The 21,176-nt window shown below is 75.1% G+C and carries 21 protein-coding genes; 6 read left to right on the top strand and 15 right to left on the bottom strand.

Features of this window, described 5'->3' with window-relative positions; all coding sequences use genetic code 11:
- Positions 1 to 90: 90 nt before the first annotated feature.
- Both ACFY0X_RS12700 and ACFY0X_RS12695 read right to left on the bottom strand, forming a co-directional pair.
- Positions 91 to 786, bottom strand: coding sequence for a response regulator transcription factor (locus ACFY0X_RS12700; RefSeq protein WP_031069385.1), 696 nt, complete (start codon positions 784 to 786; stop codon positions 91 to 93).
- A 2-nt stretch (positions 787 to 788) separates the two neighbouring features.
- Complete coding sequence (locus ACFY0X_RS12695) at positions 789 to 2,198, bottom strand: sensor histidine kinase (RefSeq protein ID WP_387752795.1); 1,410 nt, start codon at positions 2,196 to 2,198, stop codon at positions 789 to 791.
- Between the two features lie 306 nt (positions 2,199 to 2,504).
- On the opposite strand from ACFY0X_RS12695, the gene phoU reads away from it, so the two are divergent.
- Both phoU and ACFY0X_RS12685 read left to right on the top strand, forming a co-directional pair.
- Positions 2,505 to 3,194, top strand: a complete 690-nt coding sequence (gene phoU, locus ACFY0X_RS12690) for a phosphate signaling complex protein PhoU (RefSeq protein ID WP_387752792.1) — start codon at positions 2,505 to 2,507, stop codon at positions 3,192 to 3,194.
- 184 nt (positions 3,195 to 3,378) lie between these two features.
- Positions 3,379 to 3,558, top strand: a complete 180-nt coding sequence (locus ACFY0X_RS12685) for a hypothetical protein (RefSeq protein WP_387752789.1) — start codon at positions 3,379 to 3,381, stop codon at positions 3,556 to 3,558.
- 74 nt (positions 3,559 to 3,632) lie between these two features.
- Here ACFY0X_RS12685 and ACFY0X_RS12680 read toward each other — a convergent pair whose 3' ends face one another.
- Positions 3,633 to 4,229: a lytic polysaccharide monooxygenase gene (locus ACFY0X_RS12680; protein WP_387752786.1), complete on the bottom strand. Its 597-nt coding sequence runs from the start codon at positions 4,227 to 4,229 to the stop codon at positions 3,633 to 3,635.
- Positions 4,230 to 4,499: 270 nt separating this feature from the next.
- The gene (locus ACFY0X_RS12675; protein ID WP_387752783.1) at positions 4,500 to 5,258 is read right to left on the bottom strand and encodes a phosphoglyceromutase; all 759 of its coding nucleotides are present in this window, start codon (positions 5,256 to 5,258) and stop codon (positions 4,500 to 4,502) included.
- A gap of 176 nt (positions 5,259 to 5,434) precedes the next feature.
- Here ACFY0X_RS12675 and ACFY0X_RS12670 point away from each other — a divergent pair, with 176 nt between their 5' ends.
- Positions 5,435 to 6,736, top strand: a complete 1,302-nt coding sequence (locus ACFY0X_RS12670) for an MDR family MFS transporter (protein ID WP_387752781.1) — start codon at positions 5,435 to 5,437, stop codon at positions 6,734 to 6,736.
- A gap of 9 nt (positions 6,737 to 6,745) precedes the next feature.
- Here the strand turns inward: ACFY0X_RS12670 and ACFY0X_RS12665 are convergent, their stop codons facing one another.
- Both ACFY0X_RS12665 and mshA read right to left on the bottom strand, forming a co-directional pair.
- Positions 6,746 to 7,309 carry a YbjN domain-containing protein gene (locus tag ACFY0X_RS12665; protein ID WP_387752779.1) on the bottom strand — a complete coding sequence of 188 codons (564 nt, stop codon included), beginning with the start codon at positions 7,307 to 7,309 and terminating at the stop codon, positions 6,746 to 6,748.
- Between the two features lie 54 nt (positions 7,310 to 7,363).
- Positions 7,364 to 8,734, bottom strand: coding sequence for a D-inositol-3-phosphate glycosyltransferase (gene mshA / locus ACFY0X_RS12660; RefSeq protein ID WP_387753186.1), 1,371 nt, complete (start codon positions 8,732 to 8,734; stop codon positions 7,364 to 7,366).
- Between the two features lie 214 nt (positions 8,735 to 8,948).
- On the opposite strand from mshA, the gene ACFY0X_RS12655 reads away from it, so the two are divergent.
- Positions 8,949 to 9,782, top strand: coding sequence for a class I SAM-dependent methyltransferase (locus ACFY0X_RS12655; protein WP_387752777.1), 834 nt, complete (start codon positions 8,949 to 8,951; stop codon positions 9,780 to 9,782).
- Between the two features lie 191 nt (positions 9,783 to 9,973).
- On the opposite strand, the gene ACFY0X_RS12650 is transcribed toward ACFY0X_RS12655, so the two are convergent.
- Positions 9,974 to 10,534, bottom strand: coding sequence for an O-acetyl-ADP-ribose deacetylase (locus ACFY0X_RS12650; protein ID WP_387753184.1), 561 nt, complete (start codon positions 10,532 to 10,534; stop codon positions 9,974 to 9,976).
- A 237-nt stretch (positions 10,535 to 10,771) separates the two neighbouring features.
- On the opposite strand from ACFY0X_RS12650, the gene ACFY0X_RS12645 reads away from it, so the two are divergent.
- Positions 10,772 to 12,268 (top strand): PP2C family protein-serine/threonine phosphatase, encoded by a 1,497-nt coding sequence (locus ACFY0X_RS12645; RefSeq protein ID WP_387752774.1) that lies wholly within the window; start codon positions 10,772 to 10,774, stop codon positions 12,266 to 12,268.
- Between the two features lie 147 nt (positions 12,269 to 12,415).
- On the opposite strand, the gene ACFY0X_RS12640 is transcribed toward ACFY0X_RS12645, so the two are convergent.
- The 8 genes from ACFY0X_RS12640 to ACFY0X_RS12605 form a co-directional block, all read right to left on the bottom strand.
- The gene (locus ACFY0X_RS12640) at positions 12,416 to 12,766 is read right to left on the bottom strand and encodes a DUF2516 family protein (RefSeq protein WP_387752772.1); all 351 of its coding nucleotides are present in this window, start codon (positions 12,764 to 12,766) and stop codon (positions 12,416 to 12,418) included.
- A gap of 117 nt (positions 12,767 to 12,883) precedes the next feature.
- Positions 12,884 to 13,399, bottom strand: coding sequence for a hypothetical protein (locus ACFY0X_RS12635; protein ID WP_387752769.1), 516 nt, complete (start codon positions 13,397 to 13,399; stop codon positions 12,884 to 12,886).
- Positions 13,400 to 13,401: 2 nt separating this feature from the next.
- Positions 13,402 to 13,809 (bottom strand): helix-turn-helix domain-containing protein, encoded by a 408-nt coding sequence (locus tag ACFY0X_RS12630; RefSeq protein ID WP_387752766.1) that lies wholly within the window; start codon positions 13,807 to 13,809, stop codon positions 13,402 to 13,404.
- A gap of 141 nt (positions 13,810 to 13,950) precedes the next feature.
- Positions 13,951 to 14,754 carry an alpha/beta fold hydrolase gene (locus ACFY0X_RS12625; protein WP_387752763.1) on the bottom strand — a complete coding sequence of 268 codons (804 nt, stop codon included), beginning with the start codon at positions 14,752 to 14,754 and terminating at the stop codon, positions 13,951 to 13,953.
- Between the two features lie 85 nt (positions 14,755 to 14,839).
- The gene (locus ACFY0X_RS12620) at positions 14,840 to 15,937 is read right to left on the bottom strand and encodes a MerR family transcriptional regulator (protein WP_387752761.1); all 1,098 of its coding nucleotides are present in this window, start codon (positions 15,935 to 15,937) and stop codon (positions 14,840 to 14,842) included.
- A gap of 34 nt (positions 15,938 to 15,971) precedes the next feature.
- Positions 15,972 to 16,856 carry an RNA polymerase sigma factor SigJ gene (sigJ, locus tag ACFY0X_RS12615; RefSeq protein ID WP_387753182.1) on the bottom strand — a complete coding sequence of 295 codons (885 nt, stop codon included), beginning with the start codon at positions 16,854 to 16,856 and terminating at the stop codon, positions 15,972 to 15,974.
- A gap of 153 nt (positions 16,857 to 17,009) precedes the next feature.
- A complete protein-coding gene (locus tag ACFY0X_RS12610) occupies positions 17,010 to 17,210 on the bottom strand; it encodes a hypothetical protein (RefSeq protein ID WP_387752758.1) in 201 nt (66 codons plus the stop codon).
- On the bottom strand, positions 17,207 to 20,356 hold the full coding sequence (locus tag ACFY0X_RS12605) for an SNF2-related protein (protein ID WP_387752756.1): 3,150 nt from the start codon (positions 20,354 to 20,356) through the stop codon (positions 17,207 to 17,209). Before ACFY0X_RS12605 ends, ACFY0X_RS12610 begins: the two co-directional genes overlap by 4 nt.
- 204 nt (positions 20,357 to 20,560) lie before the next feature.
- Here ACFY0X_RS12605 and ACFY0X_RS12600 point away from each other — a divergent pair, with 204 nt between their 5' ends.
- On the top strand, positions 20,561 to 21,175 hold the full coding sequence (locus tag ACFY0X_RS12600) for a YceI family protein (protein ID WP_387752754.1): 615 nt from the start codon (positions 20,561 to 20,563) through the stop codon (positions 21,173 to 21,175).
- Position 21,176: the final 1 nt, after the last annotated feature.

Raw genomic sequence — 21,176 nt, 5'->3', positions numbered from 1 at the left:
CCTCCGGCCGCCCCGCCCGGGCCCGCCGGAGCGACGCGAAGGCCCCCTCCGGCTGCTGCCGGCGGGGGCCTTCCGCGTGGTCGGGGCGGTTTACGGCTCGAACTTGTAGCCCAGGCCGCGGACCGTGACGAGGTAGCGCGGCGCGCCCGGGTCCGGCTCGATCTTGGCCCGCAGGCGCTTCACGTGGACGTCCAGGGTCTTGGTGTCGCCGACGTAGTCCGCGCCCCACACCCGGTCGATCAGCTGCATCCGGGTGAGCACCCGGCCCGCGTTGCGCAGCAGCATCTCCAGCAGGTCGAACTCCTTGAGCGGCAGGTCGACCTTGGCGCCGTCCACGGTCACCACGTGGCGGTCCACGTCCATCCGGACCGGGCCCGCCTCCAGGGCGCCCGGGCCGCCGCCGTTGTCGCCCGCGCCGCCGTCCTCGCCGCGGCGGCGCAGCACCGCGCGGATCCGCGCGACCAGCTCGCGGGTGGAGTACGGCTTGGTGACGTAGTCGTCAGCGCCTATCTCCAGGCCGACGACCTTGTCGATCTCGCTGTCCTTGGCGGTCACCATGATCACCGGGACGTTGGAGCGCACCCGGAGCTGGCGGCAGACCTCGGTGCCGGGCAGGCCCGGCAGCATCAGGTCGAGCAGGACGAGGTCGGCGCCGTTGCGTTCGAACTGCTCCAGGGCGTCCGGGCCGGTGGCGGCGACGGCCACCTCGAAGCCCTCCTTGCGGAGCATGTACGAGAGGGCGTCGCTGAACGACTCCTCGTCCTCTACCACCAGTACTCGGGTCACGATCAGGCCTCCGGGGCAAGCTGCGGGGTTGTGTCTGACAGGTGTTGTTCCCGCTCCCCGGCGGGGAGCGGACGGGCCGTACGGTCCGTGGTGAGGGTTCGGGGTGCGGCGGCGGGTCCGGCGGGGTCGCCGTCCGGCCCGTGGTCCGGACCGTGGTCGGGCCCGTCGTCGAATCCGTCGTCGGGCCCGTCCTCCGCGGGTTCCTGCCCGGCGGGCAGGCGCACGGTGAAGGTCGAACCCTGGCCCTCGACGCTCCACACCGAGACGGTGCCGCCGTGCGAGGCCGCGACGTGCTTGACGATGGACAGGCCCAGGCCGGTGCCGCCGGTCGCCCGGGAGCGGGCGGGGTCGACGCGGTAGAACCGCTCGAAGACCCGCTCGCGGTCCTTCTCGGAGATGCCGATGCCCTGGTCGGTGACCGAGATCTCGATGAGCTCGCCGTCCGCCTCCCCGAGCGCCGCGGCGCTGGAGATCCGGCGGGTGGCGATGGCCACCCGGGTGCGGGGCGGGCTGTAGTTGACGGCGTTCTCGACCAGGTTGCCGAGCGCGGCGGCGAGCTGGCCGCGGTTGCCGTGCAGGTAGAGGCCGGCGATGCCGCCCGCCGCGATCAGGATCTGCTTGGCGGCGGCCTGCTGGCGGCAGCGGTCGATCGCCTCGGCGATCAGCTCGTCCACCGCGACCGGCTCCGGATCGACCATCAGCCGGTCGTCCTGGACCCGGGACAGGTCGATGATCTCCTGGACCAGGCTGGCCAGCCGGGCCGCCTCGACCTGCATCCGGCCGGCGAAGCGCTGCACCGCCTCCGGGTCGTCGGACGCGTCGACGACCGCCTCGGAGAGCAGCGACAGGGCGCCGACCGGGGTCTTGAGCTCATGGCTGACGTTGGCCACGAAGTCCCGCCGGACGGCCTCCACCCGGCGCCGCTCGGTCTGGTCCTCGACCAGCACCAGCACCAGACGGGAGCCCAGCGGGGCCACCCGGACGGAGACCGCGAGCGGCTCCGCCGCGCGGGCCGCGCCCGGCCGGGGCACCTCCAGCTCGACCTGGCGGATCTCGCCGTCCCGGCGGGTGGAGCGGGCCAGCGCGAGCATCTGGTCCACGGCGACCGCGCCGCCACGCACCAGGCCCATCGCGTACGCCGCCGAGCTGGCCTTGACCACCTCGTCGCCCTCGCCCAGCACGATCGCGCAGGAGCGGAGCACGGAGAGCACGGTGTCGACCCCGGGCGGCAGCGGCGGCTCGGGGTTGCCGGTGCCGAGCGACTGGTGCCGGCCGGGGTTCCTGCCGCCGGTTCCGCCGTACCTGCCCTTGGCCTGCTCGCGCTCGCTCCAGCGGAAGGCGATGGAGGCGGTGAGGCCGACGCCGAGCCCGGCTATGGCACAGGCAGCGGCGGCGGCCACGTTCACGTCCATGTGGCCAGCGTAAGCGCACGGCCAGGGCACTCCCCAAGCGTTGGATCAAGGCATCGACCACGCGTTGCCGAGAATTCACCTTCAGGAAGCCGCCGATTCACCGTGGCGGCCGTGCACCGTCGCCCTGACGGCCGAAAGTTGGCCAGGCAGCCCGTGTGGGAGAGATCGGTGCGCCGAACAGCGGCCACCGGCTCGGGTGTGCGCGTACGATGCGCGCCACCAGCAGCGGTCACCCGGACACCGGAACGACGGTCGGACGGGCTGACCGGTCGGCACCGCCACCGACACAGCTACTGAGGAGAGAACATGCGCGACGCGTACCACGAGGAACTCGATGCGATCGGCGACAGCCTGGTCGAGATGGCCCGGCTGGTCGGCTCTGCCCTGGGCCGCGCCACCACCGCCCTCCTCGACGCGGACCTGGCGCTGGCGGAGAGCGTGATCGCCGCCGACGCGAAGATCAACGATCTGCACCACGAGCTGGAGAACCGGGCCATCGACCTGCTGGCCCGCCAGCAGCCGGTCGCCACGGACCTGCGCATCGTCGTCACCTCGCTGCGGATGAGCGCCGACCTGGAGCGCTGCGGCGACCTCGCCCGGCACGTCGCCAAGGTCGCGCGGATGCGCTACCCCGACACCGCCGTGCCGCGCGACCTGCACTCCACCGTCCTGGAGATGGGCCAGCTCGCCCAGCGCCTGGTGGCCAAGGCCGGTCTGGTCATCGCCACCAAGGACGTCGACAAGGCGCTGGAGATGGAGCAGGACGACGACGCGATCGACACCCTGCACCGCGAGCTGCTGTCGCACCTGATCGACGAGCGCTGGCACCACGGCATCGAGACCGCCGTCGACATCACCCTGGTCGGCCGCTACTACGAGCGCTTCGCGGACCACGCGGTGTCGGTCGCCAAGCGCGTGGTGTACCTGGTGACGGGCGAGCACGTGGCCGAGTTCGTGGCCGCCGCCGAGGCCGCCGAGGCCTCGCCGGTCGACTGACCGCCGCGGGCCGGACCGCCGGTCCGGCCCGCCCCGAGGGGTGGGTAAACCTGTGACGAGGGTGGTGCGGGCGCACGGACTCCGTGCGCCCCACCACTGCGCGCCCGTTGACGCTCCCTCCGTCCGGCGGCTTCACTCGACAGTGGGGGCACAGGACTGTGCCCGTCACTAGGAGGGAAGCTCGATGAAGGCCAACCCGACCCGACCGGCGACCGCCCACGACACCGTCGAGCCGCCCGCCCCGAAGTTCCTCCCCGTCGTCGCGGCCGGCTGCGGCTGCGGCCCCGGCTGCGGCTGCGGCTGCCAGTCCGGCGCGCCCTGCCAGTGCGGCGGCGCGGACGGCGGCTGCTGCGGCGGCCACTGAGCGGGCCGTCGTCCGCCGGGTTCCCGAGGTGCACGGCCGGCCGCGGCCGTGCACCTCGCGCGTTGCCGCCGGTGTCAGAACCGGACGTCGGAGCAGGAGTAGAAGGCGTTCGGGGTGTCGGAGATCGTCCAGACCGCGACGACCACCTGATGACCGGTCCGGCCGCTCGGCATGGTCGCGGTGTGGCTGAGCGTGCTCGGCACCTGCTTGCCGCCGTACGGGACGGTCAGGAAGGGCGTCAGCTCCAGGTTGGCCCGGGTGACCGGCTGGCTGGCGTCGTAGCCCGGCTTGGTCAGGTAGTACCGGAAGTCGGTGGTCGCGTGCCGGGCGGTGAACGTCCAGGTGAAGGTGAGCGGCCGGCCCGCCGTCACCGGCGTGGTCGGCCAGGCGCCCCCGTGCGGGTCGTCCAGCTCGGCGAAGCGCGAGTTGCCGCCGGCGCAGATGGTGCCGTCCGAGGGGCCGAGGGCCGGGAAGCCCTTGCCGCCCTCGACGCTCTGCGGCTCCCACTGGATGGCGCCGCAGTCCCACGGCACCGCGTCCACGTGGCTGTCGCAGAGCGCGGCCCGGCTGGGCGGGGTCGAGATCCAGCCGTGGGACGAGGCCGGGAAGGCGAGGGTCAACGGGATCGCCAGCGCGGCGACGGCCGCCCCGACGATGTGGCGTGTGCGCATGGTGCTCCTCCGTGGGGGTGGATGGAGTGTGCGCCGGGGGCGCAGACGCGCGCGTGGGGGCGCGGCGGCCCGGACGGGAGTTCCTGGCATGCCTGCGCCGGTCCGGTGCCCTCACGGTAGGAGTCGCCGACTGGACCGTCAATGGTCTGAACCATTTTCCGTCTACCCAACTCCCCTGCCTGGCAAGCGGGTTGACCCGGAACCGGCCGGAAACGAACGAAGGCCCCACCCCCGGTCCAACCCGGCGGCGGGGCCTCTGCGCTCCTGGGCCTACTTCTTGCCCTGGTTCTTGACGGCCTCGATGGCGGCCGCGGCGGCGTCCGGGTCGAGGTAGCGGCCGCCCTGGACGACGGGCTTGAAGTCGGCGTCCAGCTCGTACACCAGCGGGATGCCGGTCGGGATGTTCAGGCCGGCGATGGCCTCGTCGGAGATGCCGTCGAGGTGCTTGACCAGCGCGCGCAGGCTGTTGCCGTGGGCGGTGACCAGGACGGTCTTGCCGGCGGCGAGGTCCGGGACGATGGCGTCGTACCAGTACGGGAGCATCCGCTCGACGACGTCCTTCAGGCACTCGGTGCGCGGACGCAGCTCGCTCGGGATGTCGGCGTAGCGGGCGTCGCCGGCCTGCGAGTACTCGGCGTCGTCGGCCAGCACCGGCGGCGGGGTGTCGTACGAGCGGCGCCACAGCTGGAACTGCTCCTCGCCGAACTCGGCCAGGGTCTGGGCCTTGTCCTTGCCCTGGAGCGCGCCGTAGTGGCGCTCGTTCAGCCGCCAGCTGCGGCTGACCGGGATCCAGTGCCGGTCGGCCTTGTCCAGGGCGATCTGCGAGGTGCGGATGGCGCGGCGCAGCAGCGAGGTGTGCAGCACGTCGGGGAGCAGACCCTCGGCGGCCAGGAGCTCGCCACCGCGGGCGGCCTCCTTCTCGCCCTTCTCGTTGAGGTCGACATCGACCCAACCGGTGAACAGGTTCTTCTGGTTCCACTGGCTCTCGCCGTGGCGGAGCAGGATGAGTCGGTACGTCGTGTCAGCCATGGCCCCCAGCTTAGTGGGGGGTGGGAAAACCCCTGGTGGGGACCTTCGACCTCTGGGTAATGTGTGCCGCGCGCATCTGCCACTTACATGCGTCGGCTGACCGGGCCTGCCGTACCGCTCAGCGGACGCCTGCCCTCGGGAGCCCCCACATGCTCGTCACCGCCCGGTTCCGAAGAATGGTCCAGGAAACGGCGGGCGGGCTGCCGCGCCAGTTCTGGTGGCTCTGGGTCTCCACCCTGGTCAACCGGCTCGGCGCCTTCGTGGTCACCTTCCTGGCGCTCTACCTCACCAGCAGCCGCGGGTACTCGGCAACCTACGCGGGCCTGGTCGCCGCCCTGTTCGGCCTCGGCTCGGCGGTCTCCTCGATCATCGCCGGGGTGCTCACCGACCGGGTCGGACGCCGTCCGACCCTGCTCGCCGCCCAGCTCGGCACCGCCCTGTTCACCGCCGTGCTCGGCTTCACGGACGGGCAGGTGGCGATCGCCGTGGTGGCCTTCCTGGTGGGGTTCTGCAACAACGCCACCCGGCCCGCCATCTCGGCGATCATCGCGGACATCGTCCCGGCCGCCGACCGGGTCCGCGCCTACTCGCTGAACTTCTGGGCGATCAACCTGGGCTTCGGCCTCTCCTCGGCCGTCGCCGGTCTGATCGCCACCCACGGGTACCTGACGCTCTTCCTGCTGGACGCCCTGTCCACCGTGCTCTGCGCGGTGGTGATCTTCATCAGGATCCCGGAGACCAGGCCCGACGCCCCGGCGGGCGCGAAGGCCGACGGGCCGGCGGTCGGTCTCGGCACCGTGTTCCGGGACAGCCGCTTCATGGCCGTGGTCGGCCTCACCCTGCTGCTCGCCCTGGTGCTGCAGCAGGGAGCCACCACCCTCGCGGTCGACATGGGCCGCCGGGGGATCACGTCCACCGAGTACGGCCTGGTCATCGGCCTGAACGGGCTGCTGATCGTGCTGCTGCAGATCCCGCTCACCCGGTGGGTCGAGAACCGCAGCCGCTCGGCCATGCTGGCGGCGGCCGCGCTGTTCATCGGCTGGGGGTTCGGGGTGACGGCCCTGGCCGGATCGTCCGCGTGGTTCTACGCCTTCACCGTGACGGTCTGGACGATCGGAGAGATCCTCTACACCCCGACCCTGATGGGTCTGATCGCCGAGCTGTCGCCGACCCACGCCCGCGGGCGCTACCAGGGCGTCTACTCGCTGTCCTGGTCGCTCGCCTCGTTCCTCGGTCCGGCCGTGGGCGGCGTGCTGCTGGAGCGGGCCGGCAGCGTGGTGCTGTGGGGCGCGTGCGGGGTCTGCGGCACGGTCGCCGCGGTCGGCTACGTGCTGCTGGGCGGGCGGACCGGCGCCGCGAAGGGCACCGGGACCGACGAGGTCGTGGCGGTTCCGGCGCCCGCGGCGGAGGCCCTTGCGAAGCCGAAGCCCGTCGCGGAGCCGGCCGCACGGCCCGCGAAGGCTCCGACGGGCGCCTGACCGGACGGGTCAGCCGGCGTCCGGGGTGCCCGGGGCCTCCCGGCTGTCCTGGGCACCCGCAGGCGGGGCCTGCGGCGCGGCCAGGTGGGCGAAGGCGGCCAGGTTGCGGGTGGACTCCCCGCGCTTGGTCCGCCACTCCCACTCGCGCCGGATCGCCGTGGCGAAGCCCAGCTCGAGCAGGGTGTTGAACGGCTCGTCCGCGTTCTCCAGCACCGTCCCGAGCAGCCGGTCCACCGACTGCGGGGTGAGCGCCTCCAGCGGCAGCCGGCCGGCCAGGTAGACGTCGCCGAGCGCGTCGACCGCGTACCCGACGCCGTACATCCGGGTGTTGCGCTCCAGCAGCCAGCGGTAGACGGCCTCGTGGTTCTCGTCCGGACGGCGGATCACGAAGGCGTTCACCGACAGGGTGTGGTCGCCGACCCGCAGGGCGCAGGCGGTGCTCAGCTTCCGGGTGCCCGGGAGGGCCGCCACCAGCGTGAACGGGTCGGCGGCGGCCGGCTCCCAGGCCACCCCGGCGTCGTCCAGGGCGGTGCGCAGGAGGGTCAGGGCCTCGTCCTTGGTGCGGATTGCCATGGAGGTGACGTTACTCGCCGGTACCGGGCGGGCGCAGCCCGAGCCGCCCGGCGCTCAGGCCAGTCGGCGGCGGGCCGCGGCCGGCCGGCCGGCCGGGCGGGCCATGCTGCCGGCGTACACCTCGGCGGTGGTCGCCGCGGCGGTGTCCCAGCCGAAGCGGGCCGCGTGCCTGGCCGCCGCCTCACCGCGCCGGGCGACCAGGGCCCGGTCGGTGACGTACGGCTCCAGCGCGTACGACCAGTCCACCGGGTCGTGGCCCTGCACCAGGGTGCCGGTCTCGCCGTCCCGCACCGCGACCGGCAGGCCGCCGACCGCGGCCGCCACCACCGGGGTGCCGCAGGCCTGAGCCTCCAGCGCGACCAGCCCGAAGGACTCGCTGTACGAGGGCGTCACCAGCGCCGTCGCCGCCCGGTACCAGTCCGCGAGCTGCGGCTGGCCGACCGGCGGGTGGAACCGCACCACGTCGCAGATGCCCAGCTGGGCGGCGAGCTTGTGCAGGCTCTCCGGCCGGGCCAGCCCGGTGCCGGACGGCCCGCCGACCACCGGCACCACCAGGTTCTCGCGCAGCTCGGGGCGGCGGTCCAGCAGTGCGGCGACCGCCCGCAGCAGCACGTCCGGGGCCTTCAGCGGCTGGATCCGGCCGGCGAACAGCAGCACCGCGGCGTCCTGCGGCAGGCCCAGCCGGGCGCGCGCGGCGGCGGGCGCCGACGGGGCGCCGGGGCGGAAGACGTCCAGGTTGACCCCGGGGTGGACGACGGCCAGCTGGTCCGGCCGGGCGGCGTAGTGCAGCGCCAGCTCGGCGGCCTCCTCGGTGGTGTTGGCGATCAGCCGGTCGGCCGCCTCCACCACCTGGGTCTCCCCGATCACCCGGGCCGCGGGCTCGGGCGTGTCGCCCTCGGCCAGCGCGGCGTTCTTGACCTTCGCCATGGTGTGCATGGTGTGCACCAGCGGCACCCCCCAGCGCTGCGCGGCCAGCCAGCCGACCTGCCCGGAGAGCCAGTAGTGCGAGTGCACCAGGTCGTAGTGGCCGGGGCGGTGGCCCGCCTCCGTCCGCAGCACCGCGTGGGTGAAGGCGCACAGCTGGGCCGGCAGGTCCTCCTTCACCAGGCCCTCGTACGGCCCGGCGGTGACGTGGCGCACCAGCACGCCCGGGGCCAGCTCGACCGTCGGCGCGTCGTCCGAGCTGATCGACCGGGTGAACACCTCGACCTCGATGTTGAGGTCGGCCAGGCGCTTGGCCAGCTCGACGATGTACACGTTCATCCCGCCGGCGTCCCCGGTGCCGGGCTGGTGCAGCGGCGAGGTGTGGACGCTCAGCATCGCGATCCGGCGCGGGCGACGGCGGCCGGGGACGAGCGACTGGAGCCGGCCGCGCGCGGGGGCGGCGGGCTGGACACCGCGTACCGAACGGACGGGGTGCTGGATCACCTGGCTGAAGCCTCCTCTGTGCGGCCCGTCGAGGCGGTCCGTCCGGGCCGCCCGTTGTCCGGTGTGCGCTGCCCCGTCCGGGCACACATCACCACCAGTGTGCCAACCACACGGACCGTGTCCGGCATTCCCGCCCCGGCCCCCGGCCCGAGCGGCCGCCATCGCCCCAGGTCAGCGCGGTGCCGCCGAAGGTCCGACTACCCTTCTGGGCATGGCTGCCTCCTTCGACCCCGCTCCCGCCGCGCCCGCCCGCGGACGGACCGGGCGCCCGGTGGGGACGGTCACCCGGGGCACCACCAACACCAACCGGCTGCGCCGGATGGACCGCTGGATCGCCCACGCGCTCGGCCGTGCGCTGCGCGCCGCCGAGCGCCCGCCGGTCGCGGTGGACCTCGGCTACGGCGCCGCGCCGTGGACCGCCGTCGAGCTGGCCGGGCGGCTGCGCACGGTGCGGCCGGACGTCCGGGTGGTCGGGATCGAGATCGAGCCGGAGCGGGTCGCCGCCGCGCTGCCGTACGCCGAGCCGCCGCTGCTCACCTTCCGGCGCGGCGGCTTCGAGGTGCCGCTGGACGGCGGCGCGCCGGCCCAGCTGATCCGGGCGGCCAACGTGCTGCGGCAGTACGACGAGTCGGCGGTGGCCGGGGTGTGGGAGCGGCTGTGCGCGCGGCTCGCCCCGGACGGGCTGCTGGTCGAGGGCACCTGCGACGAGATCGGGCGGCGGCACGTCTGGGTCGCGCTCGGCCCGGAGGGGCCCCGGACGGTGACCTTCGCGGCCCGGCTGGGCGGCCTGGGCCAGCCCTCCGACCTGGCCGAGCGGCTGCCGAAGGCACTGATCCACCACAACGTGCCGGGTCGGCCGGTGCACCGCTTCCTGACCGACTTCGACCGGGCCTGGGCGGCGGCCGCGCCGTACGGGGCGTTCGGGGCGCGGCAGCGCTGGGTGGCGGCCTGCACGGCGCTCGCGGGCAGCTGGCCGCTGGTGGACGCGCGCGGCCGGTGGCGGCAGGGCGAGGTCACGGTGCCCTGGTCGGCGCTCGCCCCGTAGCGGGCAGGGGAGCGCGCGGGGGCCGGTGCGCGCCGGAGCTGGTGAGCGACCCGATACATTCACTCGAACGAGTTATCGAATATCTATGGCGTGTTGACGCCCCGGCACGCCACGATGGACCGACCGAGCGGCGGCACCCCACACCGCCCGGCCCGCACCACGACCCCGCACACCACGACCCCGCCGCGCCGTCAGCCGTCCCGCTCGGACAGCTCCCGCCAGGCCCGTTCGAACACCTCGTACATCTCCGACCCGAACAGCACGAACCGCACCTCCGTCAGCTCCGCGCCCGCCTCCGCGTCACCGCCGCCCAGCACCTCGGCGACGGTGCCCAGCGCGATCCGGGCCGCGTCCGCCGGCGGCCAGCCGTAGATCCCGGCCGACACCGCCGGGAAGGCCACCGTGCGCGCGCCGAGCTCCGCCGCGGTGCGCAGCGACTCGCGATAGCAGGAGGCCAGCAGCTCCGCCCGCTCCTCGTACTCCTCCGCCCGGTACACCGGCCCGACGGTGTGCACCACCCACCGGGCCGGCAGCCGTCCGGCGGCCGTCGCCACCGCCCGGCCGGTGGGCAGCCCCTTGCCCCAGTGCGAGGCGCGCAGTCGGCGGCACTCCTCCAGGATCCGCGGCCCGCCCTTGCGGTGGATCGCGCCGTCCACCCCGCCGCCGCCCAGCAGGGACGAGTTGGCGGCGTTCACCACCGCGTCCACCGCCTGTTCCGTGATGTCACCCTTCACCAGGGTGATCCGTGCCACCATCTCCCGTTCCTCCCCCGGGCCGCCCGGCAGCCGCCGGGACGGGAGCCGAGTCGTCGTCCGAGTCCAGACACCACACCGCCACCGGCGTGGCAATAACCACAACGGCGCCGGTCGGCCGGAGAAATCCCCGGAGATCACGTTATGGTCGCGAGAAGTTTCCCGACGCGCGGTGCCAGGCGGGCACCGCGGACGGACGTCGACCGTTACGCAGTCGGGGAAAGGGAGGAACGATCGATGCCCGCAACGGGAGACGGGCGGGCACCTGGTGCCGCGGACCTGCCGGGCGCCCACGACGGCGCCCGCGTCGGCCATGCCCGCAGCCACGCCACGACCGGACCGGCCACGGCGACTCCCCCGATACCCCACCCCCGCTCGCGGGCCGCGCACGCCTCCCACCCGTCCCACGTCCCCGACCCGGCCGGCCCTCCGGCGGCGGACGGGCCGGCCGACGACGGGCCGCTGCGGCTGCTGGTCATCGAGGACGACGCCTCGGACGCCCAGCTGATCAAGGCCGCGGTGGCCGACAGCGGCGCCTCGATCGAGATCCACTGGGCCCGCGGCCTGGACCAGGCCACCGAACTGCTCTCCCCGCCCGCCCCCTGGGCCCGGCGCGGGCGCTCCCGCACCCCCGAGTTCGGCTGCGTGCTGCTCGACCTCGCCGCGCCCGCCGACCTGCCACACCCCTCCGACGCCTCGGACGGGCTGGAGGGCCTGCACGAGCTGCTCCGCCGCGCCCCGCACACCCCGGTCGTGGTGCTCACCGACGCTGCCGGGGCCGAACTCGGCGCGGCCGCCGTCGCGGCCGGCGCCCAGGACTTCCTCCTCAAGCACGAGACGGACGGCCCGCTGCTCGCCCGCGCCCTGCGCTACGCCGTCGAGCGCAAGCGCGCCGACGAGTCCCAGCGGCGCCTGGTCGAGGCCGAGTTGCGCGGCCAGGAGAACGCCCGTCTCCAGCGCCACCTGCTGCCCACCCCGCTGCTCGACGGCGCCGGGCTCTCCTTCACCCGGCGCTACCGCCCCGGCCGCCGGCGCGCGCTGCTCGGCGGCGACTTCTACGACGCCGTACGCACCGACGACGGCGCCGTCCACGTGGTGATCGGCGACGTCTGCGGCCACGGCCCGGACGAGGCCGCGCTCGGCGTGGCGCTCCGGATAGCGTGGCGCACCCTGGTCTTCGCCGGCCTCACCGGCGAGGCCCTGCTCACCACCCTCCAGCACGTGCTGGAGCACGAGCGGCGCAGCGACGAGATCTTCGCGACGCTCTGCATGCTCGTCATCGAGCCCGGCGGCACCGGCAGCGACCTCGACTCGCTCGGCGCCGGCGAGCGGGCCCGGCTCTACCTCGCCGGGCACCCGGCGCCGCTGCTGCTCGGCCGGGACCACGAGCCGGTCAGCCTGCCCGCCGACCTCGCCGGGCCCGCGCTCGGCCTGCTGCCGTGCCACGACGGGCAGGCCGCCTGGCCCGCCCACGAGGTCGAACTGCGGCCCGGCTGGCGGCTGTTGCTCTACACCGACGGGCTGATCGAGGGCCGGGTCGGGGCCGGGTCCCGCCGGCTGGGCCAGGACGGGCTCGCGGACCTGGTCGGCGACCACCAGGCCGCCGGACTGACCAGGGGGCGGCTGGTCGACAGCGCCATCGCCGAGGTCGAGGAGCTGAACGGCGGCGCGCTGACCGACGACGTCGCGGTGCTGCTGCTGGAGCGCAACCCGGTGCAGCTGATCCTCGGCTGATGGCCCGCCAGGCGAGTGGTCCGGCAGCCGGCGGTCCGGCGGCCGGGCGGTCCGGTAGCCGGACGGTCGGTCAAGCGGCGGCGGAGCAGACGACGGCCCGGGCGGGTGAACTCCCCGTCCGGGCCGTCGCGTTGTCCGCTGCCGCGCCTACCAGGGGCCGTACGGCCCGGTGTTGCTCCGGCCTCCCTGCCCGCCGCCGCCGGTCAGCGCCCGGATCGCCGGGCGGACGTCCACCACGTAGACGATCGAGGCGACCAGGCCGGCCAGCGTGCCGATGCCGGTGAAGAAGTTCACCCCGAACAGGAGGTCCCAGCCGAAGGAGACCGCCAGGATCGCCACCCAGAAGCCCTTGGTCTTCTTGTCGGCCGCCCGGTAGGCGTCCTCCCGGCGGGTGGCCGCGTCGACCAGGGCGAACAGCTTGTAGGCGAGGATGGCGACGGTCGCCCACCAGACCGGGTTCAGGTAGGAAAAGGCCAGAATCTGAAACACTCCGACCATTTCGATCTCCTCTGCTCTCGACTCCGGCGCTGCGACCGCCGTCCATCCTGGCACGACGACCGTCCGCGACGGGGTCAACGTCCCACGGTCACCTGTCGTGCCCCACGGGGCGCGAGGTCACTCCGCGGCGTCGGCGGCGTTCTTGCGGGCCCGGGCGGACTTCTTCGGCGCGGGCTCGGCGGCGCCGTCCGTCACCGGCTCGGCCTCGATCCGCTCCACCACCACCTCGGGCCGCCCGGGCTCCTCCGGCGCGGCCGGGCGGGCCTTGTCCACCACGACCTTGCCGCGCTCGGCCAGCTCGTCGTACGTCTCCCTGGCCTTCACCGCCAGCTCGACCGCACGGGCCACCTGCTGCAGCGCGAAGCCCTGGGCCCGCTCCTGCAGCGCCTTGAAGTCGGTCGGCAGGGTGGTGACGGTCTCGGCGACCTTGGCCTGCGCCCCGGTCAGCAGCGACTGCGCCTCGTGGAGCGTGGCCGTGGCCTTCTCCTGCGCGCCCTTGCGGTCCGCCGCCAGCGCCTCGACCCGGCCCGGCACCTCGCGCAGCTTCTCGTACGCGAGGTCCCCGGCGCCGGCCAGGGCGTACAGCGGGGTCGGGTCGCTGAGGGTCTTCTTGATCTCGTCGGTGATGGGCATGGTTACCGGTCCTCCCGGTGGGTGTTCTGGGTGGCTGGGCCGTCGGTCGGCGCGGTGGGGGCCGACGCGGCGTTCTCCTTGAGGAAGGCGTCGTAGACCGCGAGCAGCGCCTGCTTCTGCTGCTCGTTGATCAGCGGATCGGCCAGGATCGAGGCCCGCAGTTCCAGGCCCTCTCCCCGCCGCTCCTCCAGGATCCCGGCCTGGACGTACAGCGTCTCCGCCGAGATCCGCAGCGCCTTGGCGATCTGCTGGAGGATCTCCGCGCTCGGCTTGCGCAGCCCGCGCTCGATCTGGCTGAGGTACGGGTTGGACACGCCGGCGGCCTCCGCCAGCTGGCGCAGCGAGTACTGGGCGTTGCGGCGCTGCTCGCGGATGTACTCGCCCAGCGAGCCGACGTTCAGTGAGGCCATGCGGACAGCCTGCAACACCCCGCTTGCAAATGCAAGCAGGGTGCTAGCGGCAGCAAACGCGCCGGGCGCGAGGCGGCCCGGGCGGCAGGCGGGAAGGCGGGGACGGCGGCGGGAGGCGGGCGCGGGCGGGCCGGTCGCCGGTCAGGCCAGGTGGGCGAGGAGGAGTGCGGTGAGCCGTTCGGGGGTGCGCAGCGGGAGGTAGTGGTCGGCGTCCGGGACGAGGTGGCCGCGGGCGCCGGGGATCTCGGCGGAGAGCCGCTCGGCGATCGCCGCGATCTCCGGGTGGTCGCGGTCGCCGTGGACGACCAGGGTGGGGGCGGTGACGGTGCCGAGGAGCGGCTCGGCCGCCCGGGCCGGGGCGCCCGCGAGGTGGTGTTCGCTGACGATCCGACGGGCCGCGTTCGCCTGGACCATCGCCGCGATCAGCTCGCCGCCCGGCGCGCCGGGGCCCATCGCGGCCCAGACCGAGAGCTCCAGCTCGGCCAGCGCGGCCGCGTCGCCGCGCCGCCGGGCCTCGGCGTAGGCCGTGGTCTCCGGGGACGGCAGCCAGTCGTGGCCGCTGACCGAGGCGCCGACCAGGCCGAGCGCGGTGACCCGGCCGGGGTGGGCGAGGGCGAAGTCCAGCGCGGTCTCCCCGCCCATGCTCAGGCCGACCAGGGCTGCGCTGCGCAGACCGGCGTGGTCCAGCACGGCGCCCAGGTCCGCGACGTCGTCGAAGGCCCGCTCCGGCGAGCTGGAGCGGCCGAGGCCGCGGGCGTCGTAGCGGATCACGTCGTGGTGCCGGGAGAGCGCCGGGGCGACGGCGTCCCACAGCCGGGAGTCCATGCCGGCGCCGTGCAGCAGCACCACCGGGCTGCCGGTGCCGCGGCGCTCCGCCCACAGCCGGCCGCCGCCGGGGGCGGGGACGTGGAGTTCGGAGGCGGGGGGATCGGGGTGCGGGCTCATGCGGTGATCCTTCCAGAGCGCTTCCGGAGTCCCTCCGGAGTCCTTCCGGATTCCGACCGGCTGACCGGCCGGCCGGCCCCGCCGGTCAGCCGGACTCGGGCAGCCGGATCGGCATCAGGACGGAGAAGGTGCCCGCCCGCCCGGGGTTGCGGACGGCCAGCGGGGCGATCGGGCCGCCGAGTTCGAGGAGCAGCTGCCCGGGCCGCCCGGCGTCGAGGGCGTCGAGCAGGAAGTCCCGGTTGACGGCCAGCCGGTAGCCCTCGGGGGCCGGGTCGTCGGCGACCGCCAGCCGGCCGTCCCCGCCCAGGGTCAGGACGGTGACCTCGCAGTCGGCGCCGCCCGGGCCGGAGGGCAGGGTCCGGGTGGCGCCGCTCTCCACGGCGGCGCGCAGGTCGGCGGCGGACAGGGTGATCCGGTGCTCGGGCTCCAGCCGGGCGACGGCCCGGTGGTCGGGATAGTCGAAGTCGAGAGCGGCGCCCTCGATCCGGTGCTCCCCGGCCTCGGCCCGGACCAACCCGCCGCCGAGGGTGACCGCCACCTCGGCCGCCCCCGCGCCGAGCAGCGCGCGCAGCGCGTCCACCAGCGCGACGGGGACGACCGTGCCGGCCACCGGCCCCTCGGGCGAGTCGCCCGTGGCGGGCACCTCGGCGAAGGCCATCCGGTAGCGGTCGGTGGCGACCAGGCGCAGCACCGGACCGTCCGGTTCGAAGAGCACGCCGGCGAGCGAGGGCAGCTCCGGGTCCCCGCAGACCGCGAAGCGGACCGCGTCCAGGGCGGCCGCGAGGCCGTCGGCCGGGACGGTGAACCGGAGTCCGGCGGGGGTGGTGGTCATCGGCTGCTCCCTCTGGTCGATCATCGCGTGGATCAGGGAGAGCTCGCGGCGGGCGTCGGCGAGGCCGTCCTCCAGCCGGCGCAGGTGCGCGTCGAGCACCTGCCGGGCCTCGCCGCCGCCGGGTCGGGCGCCGAGCACGGCGCGGATGCCGGCCAGCGGCAGGCCGACCCGGCGCAGCCGGGCCAGCAGCCGGGCGTCGGCGAGCTGGCCGGGCCGGTACCAGCGGTAGCCGGTCTGCGGATCGACCCAGGCGGGCGTGAGCACCTCGGCGCCGTCGTAGTAGCGCAGGGTGCCGACGCCCAGTCCGCTGGCGCGGGCCAGTTCGCCGATGCTGTGCAGCTCGCTCTCCATCCCGGTGACTCTGCGGGCTCGACCTGGTCGAGGGTCAAGCCGGGCCGGGTCGGCCGGGGCCGTCACCGGGGGCGGGAGCGGGGCCCAGGCCGGCCAGGTGGGCCAGCTTGTGCGGGTTGCGGACGCCGCGGATCTCCGAGATCCGCACGGCGCCGTCGGGCTGCTCGGCGAACTCGAACACCGAGACGGAGTCGACCGCTCCGCCCACGGTGACCAGCACGCCGGGCTCGCCGTTGACCAGGACCGGACGGGCGCCGGCCCCCTCGCCGAGCCGCTGGAGCACCCCGAGGATGAAGCGGGCGACGTTCTCGGCGCCGGTGACCGGGCGCAGCGCGGCCCGGATCACCCCGCCGCCGTCCGTCCAGCTGACGACGTCGGGGGCGAGCAGGTCCAGCATCCGGTTGAGGTCGCCGCCGACGCAGGCCGCCAGGAACTCGTCGGTGGCCCGGCGGCGCAGCTCGGGCGGGGCGTCGTAGCGCGGCCGGCGGGCGCGCACGTGCGCGCGGGCCCGGCTGCCGACCTGGCGGCAGGCCGCCTCGGTGCGGTCCAGGGCCCCGGCGATCTCCTGGTAGGAGAAGCCGAAGGCCTCCTTGAGCACGAACACCGCCCGCTCCAGCGGGGACAGGCTCTCCAGCACCACCAGCAGGGCGACCGAGACGGTCTCGGCCCGCTCGACGCCGTCGGTCGCGTCCGGCTCGGTGACCAGCGGCTCGGGCAGCCAGGGGCCGACGTAGGACTCGCGGCGGACGGCGGCCGAGTCCAGCTTGTTGAGCGCGAGGTTGGTGACCGTACGGGCCAGGAAGCCGCCGGGGCTGGCGACCGGGCCGGTGACGCCGCTCCAGCGCAGCCAGGTGTCCTGGACCAGGTCCTCGGCGTCGGCGACGCTGCCGAGCATCCGGTAGGCGATGCCGAAGACCATCCGCCGGTGCTGCTCGAAGGCCGCCAGCCGGGGGTCGGCGGGCCGGGCTCCGCCGGCCGGGCCGGGGTCTCCCGTCGGCCCGGCCACGCGGGCCGGCCCGGTGTCGTGGGTGTCGGTCACCCGCGCGACGCTACCGCACGGTAGCCGCCGCGCTCAGCCCCGGAATGCCTCGTAGGCGGGGGCGAGCAGGACCGCGAGGTCGCGGCCGTGCACGGTGATGCCGGAGCGGCCGAGGCGGCGCAGCGAGGGCTCGTCGGGGCCGTCCTCCTCCTCGGCGGGGACCGGACGCAGGGTGAAGTCGCCGCGCCAGTAGGCGGCGACGTTGACCGCGGGCGGTCGGGGGTCGTCGGTCACGCGTCCTCCTCGGCCACGGCGTCCTCCCGGGTGAGGGCGACCAGTTCGCGCAGTGCCTCGGCCGAGAGGTCGGTGAGCCAGTGCTCGCCCTCCCCCACCACCGCCTCGGCCAACGACCTCTTGGCGGCGAGGAGTTCGTCGATCCGCTCCTCGACGGTGCCGACGCAGACCAGTCGGCGGACCTGGACGTCCCGGCGCTGGCCGATCCGGAAGGCGCGGTCGGTGGCCTGCGCCTCGACCGCCGGGTTCCACCAGCGGTCCAGGTGGATCACCTGGTTGGCGGCGGTCAGGTTGAGGCCCGTGCCGCCGGCCCGCAGCGAGAGCAGGAACACCCGTGGCCCGTCCGGGGACTGGAAGCGCTCGACCAGCTCCTCGCGGCGCGCCCGGGACACCCCACCGTGCAGGTGGAGCACCTCCTCGCCGAGCCGGCGCTCCAGGTACGGGCGGAGCATCGTGCCGAACTCGGCGTACTGGGTGAAGACCAGCGTGCGGTCGCCCTCGGCCAGCGCCTCCTCCAGCAGTTCGGCCAGCCGGGCGACCTTGCCCGAGCGGCCGCCCACCGCCGAGCCGTCGTGCAGCAGTTGGGCCGGGTGGTTGCAGACCTGCTTGAGCTTGCCGATCGCGGCCAGCACCGTGCCGCGCCGCTCCACGCCCCGGATGCCCTCGACCCGCCGCAGCAGGTCGGCGACCACGGCCTGGTAGAGGCCGGCCTGCTCGGCGGTGAGGTTGCACCAGACGGTCATCTCCTGCTTGGCGGGCAGCTCGGCCGCCACCGCCGGGTCGGACTTGACCCGGCGCAGCACGAACGGGGCGGTGCGGCGCCGGAGTTCGGCGGTGCGCTCGGGGCTGCGGTGCAGTTCGACCGGGATCGCGTAGCGCTCCTTGAAGCGCTCGGCGGGGCCGAGCAGGCCGGGGTTGGCGAAGTCCAGGACGGCGTGCAGTTCGGCGAGCCGGTTCTCCACCGGGGTGCCGGTCAGCGCGATCCGGTGCCGGGTGACGGGCAGCGCGCGGATCGCCCGGGACTGCGCGGTGCCGGTGTTCTTGATGTGCTGGGCCTCGTCGGCGACCACCCGGCGCCAGCGGATCGCGCGCAGGGCGGCGAGGTCGCGCTGGACCAGCCCGTAGGTGGTGATGACCAGGTCCACGCCCCGTACGGCCTCGGCCAGTCGCTCGGCGCCGAGGCGGTCGGCGCCGTGGTGGACGTACCGCCGCAGGCCGGGGGCGAAGCGCTCGGCCTCGCGCTGCCAGTTGCCGACCAGGGACATCGGGCAGACCAGCAGGGTGGGGGCGGCGGCGCCCTCGGGCCGCTCGGCGGCCTTCTCGGAGGCGAGCAGGGCGAGGGTCTGGACGGTCTTGCCGAGACCCATGTCGTCCGCCAGCACGGCGCCGAGGCCGAGCCCGGACATGGTCCACAGCCAGGCCAGTCCGCGCTCCTGGTACGGGCGCAGCACGGCCCGGAAGTCCGGCGGCAGCTCCGGCGCGGGGGCGGCGCCGGCCCGCCCGGCGAGCAGTTCGCCGAGCGGGCCGTCCGCGCGCACCGAGGTGACCGGCAGCCCGGCGACCGTCGCGTCCGGGTCGAGGGCGAGCCGCAGCAGCTCGGGGGCGGCGAGCACGCCGTCGCGCCGGTCGGCGAGGAAGGCGAGCGCGGCGGCGATCTGGGCCGGATCGGCCTCCAGCCAGGTGCCGCGCACCCGGACCAACCCCTGTTTGGCGGCGGCGAGTTCGGCCAGTTCCCGCTCGCTGAGCGGGTCCCCGTCCGGGCCGAGCGCGGCCTGCCAGCGGAACGCGACGACGGCGTCCCGGTCCACCTGGCCGCTGACCGCGAGCGAGCCGGGCGCGGGCCGGGTGGTGGCGCGCAGGGCGAGCCCGAGCCGGGGGCGGCGGCGCCACCAGGCGGGCAGCAGCACCCCGAAGCCGCCCTCGGCGAGGGCGGGCGCGGCGGTGCGCAGGAAGTCCAGCGCGCCGGTCCGGTCGAGCGGCAGGGCGGACGGACGGGCGCGGTGGCGCAGCCCGTCCAGGGCGGGCCAGCGGTGGGCGGCGCGGGCGAGTTCGGCGACCAGGACGTCGACCGGGTCGGCCGTCCTGCGGGCCAGCGCGGCGTGGGCGGCGCCGCCCTCGTGCAGGTCGGCGGCGCGGACCAGCAGGGAGGGCTCGTCCACGGCCTGGAGCAGGAACTCCAGCTGCCAGGCGTCGTCGGAGGGGCGGCCCTCGGGGTCGTCCTGGTCGGGGCCGAGCGGCTCGACCAGGCGGAAGCAGAGCCGCACCGCCGGGTCGACTGGCTCGGCGGCGGCGTACCAGGCGCCGAGCCGGCGGCGCAGTTCGGCGACCTCCCCGGGCGGGGCGCCGTCGAACCCGCCGTCGGGGGTGGCGAGGGCGTGCAGCCAGCGTTCGGCGACGGCCCCGGCCGCGCCGGGCGGTGGGAAGGGCGTGTCCGCCAGTGCGGCGCGGGCCTCGGCGTCCACCAGGGCGCCCAGGGCGGCACCCAGCAGCGCATCGCCGCCGCCGGGCCCGTGCGGCCACTCCCCCAGCAGGACGGGCGGGCAGCCCGCGGCCAGGGCGGCGGCCTCGCGGCGCCCGGCCGGGGTGAGGTCGGGCCGCCACCGGGCCCGCGGGCGGCCGTCGGCGGCCCCGACCGGCAGCGGCAGCACCCGGCCGCGGCCGACCGTCCGCCAGGCGAGGTCGTGCACGCCGGTGAGCCAGCGCAGCGAGGGGCCGTGGACCACCTCGACCCGTCCGGCACCGGGCAGGTCGGTGCCGGTGACGGCCCAGACCGGGTCGAAGACCTCGCCGAGCAGCTGGGCGGCGGCCGCGGTGTCGAAGAGCAGCGCCGGCACCCGCCAGGGGGTGAGGACGGCGCCGCCGCGCGGCGGGGTGACCGGCAGGTCGGGAGAGGGGGCGGGGACGGTGCCGACGGTGGGCAGCAGCAGGGTGGCCCAGCGCTCGGGGGCCTGCCCGGCGAGCCAGCCGAGGCCCGGGCCGATGCCGCCGAGCACGGCGGCCAGCTCGCCGGCCGGGCAGGCGTAGGGGTGGGCGCGCGGGGCGGGCCGGCCGGGGGGCGGCTCGGTGGCGCCGGGGTGGGCGCGGGCGTCCTCGGCCCAGAGCGCCAGCTGCCCGTCCGCCCGCCAGAGCGCGTGCAGGACGAACATCGGAGGCCTTCCGGGCGGGGTGGAACCGTTCCTCGCAGGGGTGGAACCGTTCCTCGCAGCCTAACCGGGAGGGCCGACAGGGCCGGTCCGCTGAGCCGTCCGGGGGAAGCCATCCCCGCATGGTTGAAAGTTGAACGAAGTTGTCCTACGCTGGAGCCAACAAGTTGAAGCCTAAACAACTGGCTTCGAACCAAGGAGGAAGCCATGGGCCTGTTCAACCGCACCAAGACCGTCACCGCCCCCGCCGCGACCACCGTCCGGACCCCGGCCGGCCCGGACCTCGCCCACCTGACCGGCGACTGGACGATCGACAGCACGCACAGCGAGATCGGCTTCTCGGTCCGCCACGCGATGGTCACCAACGTCAAGGGCCGCTTCACCGAGTACGACGGCAGGCTGCACCTGGACGGGTCCCACCCCGGCAACTCCTCGGCCGAGCTGGTGATCAAGGTCGGCAGCGTCGACACCAACCAGGCCCAGCGCGACGAGCACCTGCGCACCGGCGACTTCTTCGCCGTCGAGACCCACCCGGAGATCCACTTCCGCAGCACCTCCGCGCAGCTGCTCGGCGGCGACTCGTACCGGATGACCGGCGACCTCACCATCAAGGGCACCACCCGCCCGGTCGTGCTGGACCTGGAGTACACCGGCAGCGCCACCGACGCGTACGGCGCCGAGCGGGTCGGCTTCGAGGGCAAGGCCGTCGTCGACCGCACCGAGTTCGGGCTGACCTACAACGCGGCCCTGGAGACCGGCGGCGTCCTGATCGGTGAGAAGGTCAAGCTCAGCTTCGACGTCTCCGCCGTCAAGGCGGCCTGAG

This window comes from Kitasatospora sp. NPDC001547, from assembly GCF_042894165.1.
In the GTDB taxonomy this organism is placed as follows: domain Bacteria; phylum Actinomycetota; class Actinomycetes; order Streptomycetales; family Streptomycetaceae; genus Kitasatospora.
The sequence above is the reverse complement of the archived record's forward strand: the minus strand, read 5'-3'. Positions and strand labels throughout refer to the sequence as shown.

Bases quoted from the DNA above. Each gene is read 5' to 3' on its own strand.
- ACFY0X_RS12695 (WP_387752795.1), bottom strand. From the start codon at position 2,198: ATGGACGTGAACGTGGCCGCCGCCGCTGCCTGTGCCATAGCCGGGCTC.
- phoU (WP_387752792.1), top strand. From the start codon at position 2,505: ATGCGCGACGCGTACCACGAGGAACTCGATGCGATCGGCGACAGCCTG.
- ACFY0X_RS12685 (WP_387752789.1), top strand. From the start codon at position 3,379: ATGAAGGCCAACCCGACCCGACCGGCGACCGCCCACGACACCGTCGAG.
- ACFY0X_RS12680 (WP_387752786.1), bottom strand. From the start codon at position 4,229: ATGCGCACACGCCACATCGTCGGGGCGGCCGTCGCCGCGCTGGCGATC.
- ACFY0X_RS12675 (WP_387752783.1), bottom strand. From the start codon at position 5,258: ATGGCTGACACGACGTACCGACTCATCCTGCTCCGCCACGGCGAGAGC.
- ACFY0X_RS12670 (WP_387752781.1), top strand. From the start codon at position 5,435: ATGGTCCAGGAAACGGCGGGCGGGCTGCCGCGCCAGTTCTGGTGGCTC.
- ACFY0X_RS12665 (WP_387752779.1), bottom strand. From the start codon at position 7,309: ATGGCAATCCGCACCAAGGACGAGGCCCTGACCCTCCTGCGCACCGCC.
- ACFY0X_RS12655 (WP_387752777.1), top strand. From the start codon at position 8,949: ATGGCTGCCTCCTTCGACCCCGCTCCCGCCGCGCCCGCCCGCGGACGG.
- ACFY0X_RS12645 (WP_387752774.1), top strand. From the start codon at position 10,772: ATGCCCGCAACGGGAGACGGGCGGGCACCTGGTGCCGCGGACCTGCCG.
- ACFY0X_RS12640 (WP_387752772.1), bottom strand. From the start codon at position 12,766: ATGGTCGGAGTGTTTCAGATTCTGGCCTTTTCCTACCTGAACCCGGTC.
- ACFY0X_RS12635 (WP_387752769.1), bottom strand. From the start codon at position 13,399: ATGCCCATCACCGACGAGATCAAGAAGACCCTCAGCGACCCGACCCCG.
- ACFY0X_RS12630 (WP_387752766.1), bottom strand. From the start codon at position 13,809: ATGGCCTCACTGAACGTCGGCTCGCTGGGCGAGTACATCCGCGAGCAG.
- ACFY0X_RS12625 (WP_387752763.1), bottom strand. From the start codon at position 14,754: ATGAGCCCGCACCCCGATCCCCCCGCCTCCGAACTCCACGTCCCCGCC.
- ACFY0X_RS12620 (WP_387752761.1), bottom strand. From the start codon at position 15,937: ATGGAGAGCGAGCTGCACAGCATCGGCGAACTGGCCCGCGCCAGCGGA.
- sigJ (WP_387753182.1), bottom strand. From the start codon at position 16,856: ATGGTCTTCGGCATCGCCTACCGGATGCTCGGCAGCGTCGCCGACGCC.
- ACFY0X_RS12605 (WP_387752756.1), bottom strand. From the start codon at position 20,356: ATGTTCGTCCTGCACGCGCTCTGGCGGGCGGACGGGCAGCTGGCGCTC.
- ACFY0X_RS12600 (WP_387752754.1), top strand. From the start codon at position 20,561: ATGGGCCTGTTCAACCGCACCAAGACCGTCACCGCCCCCGCCGCGACC.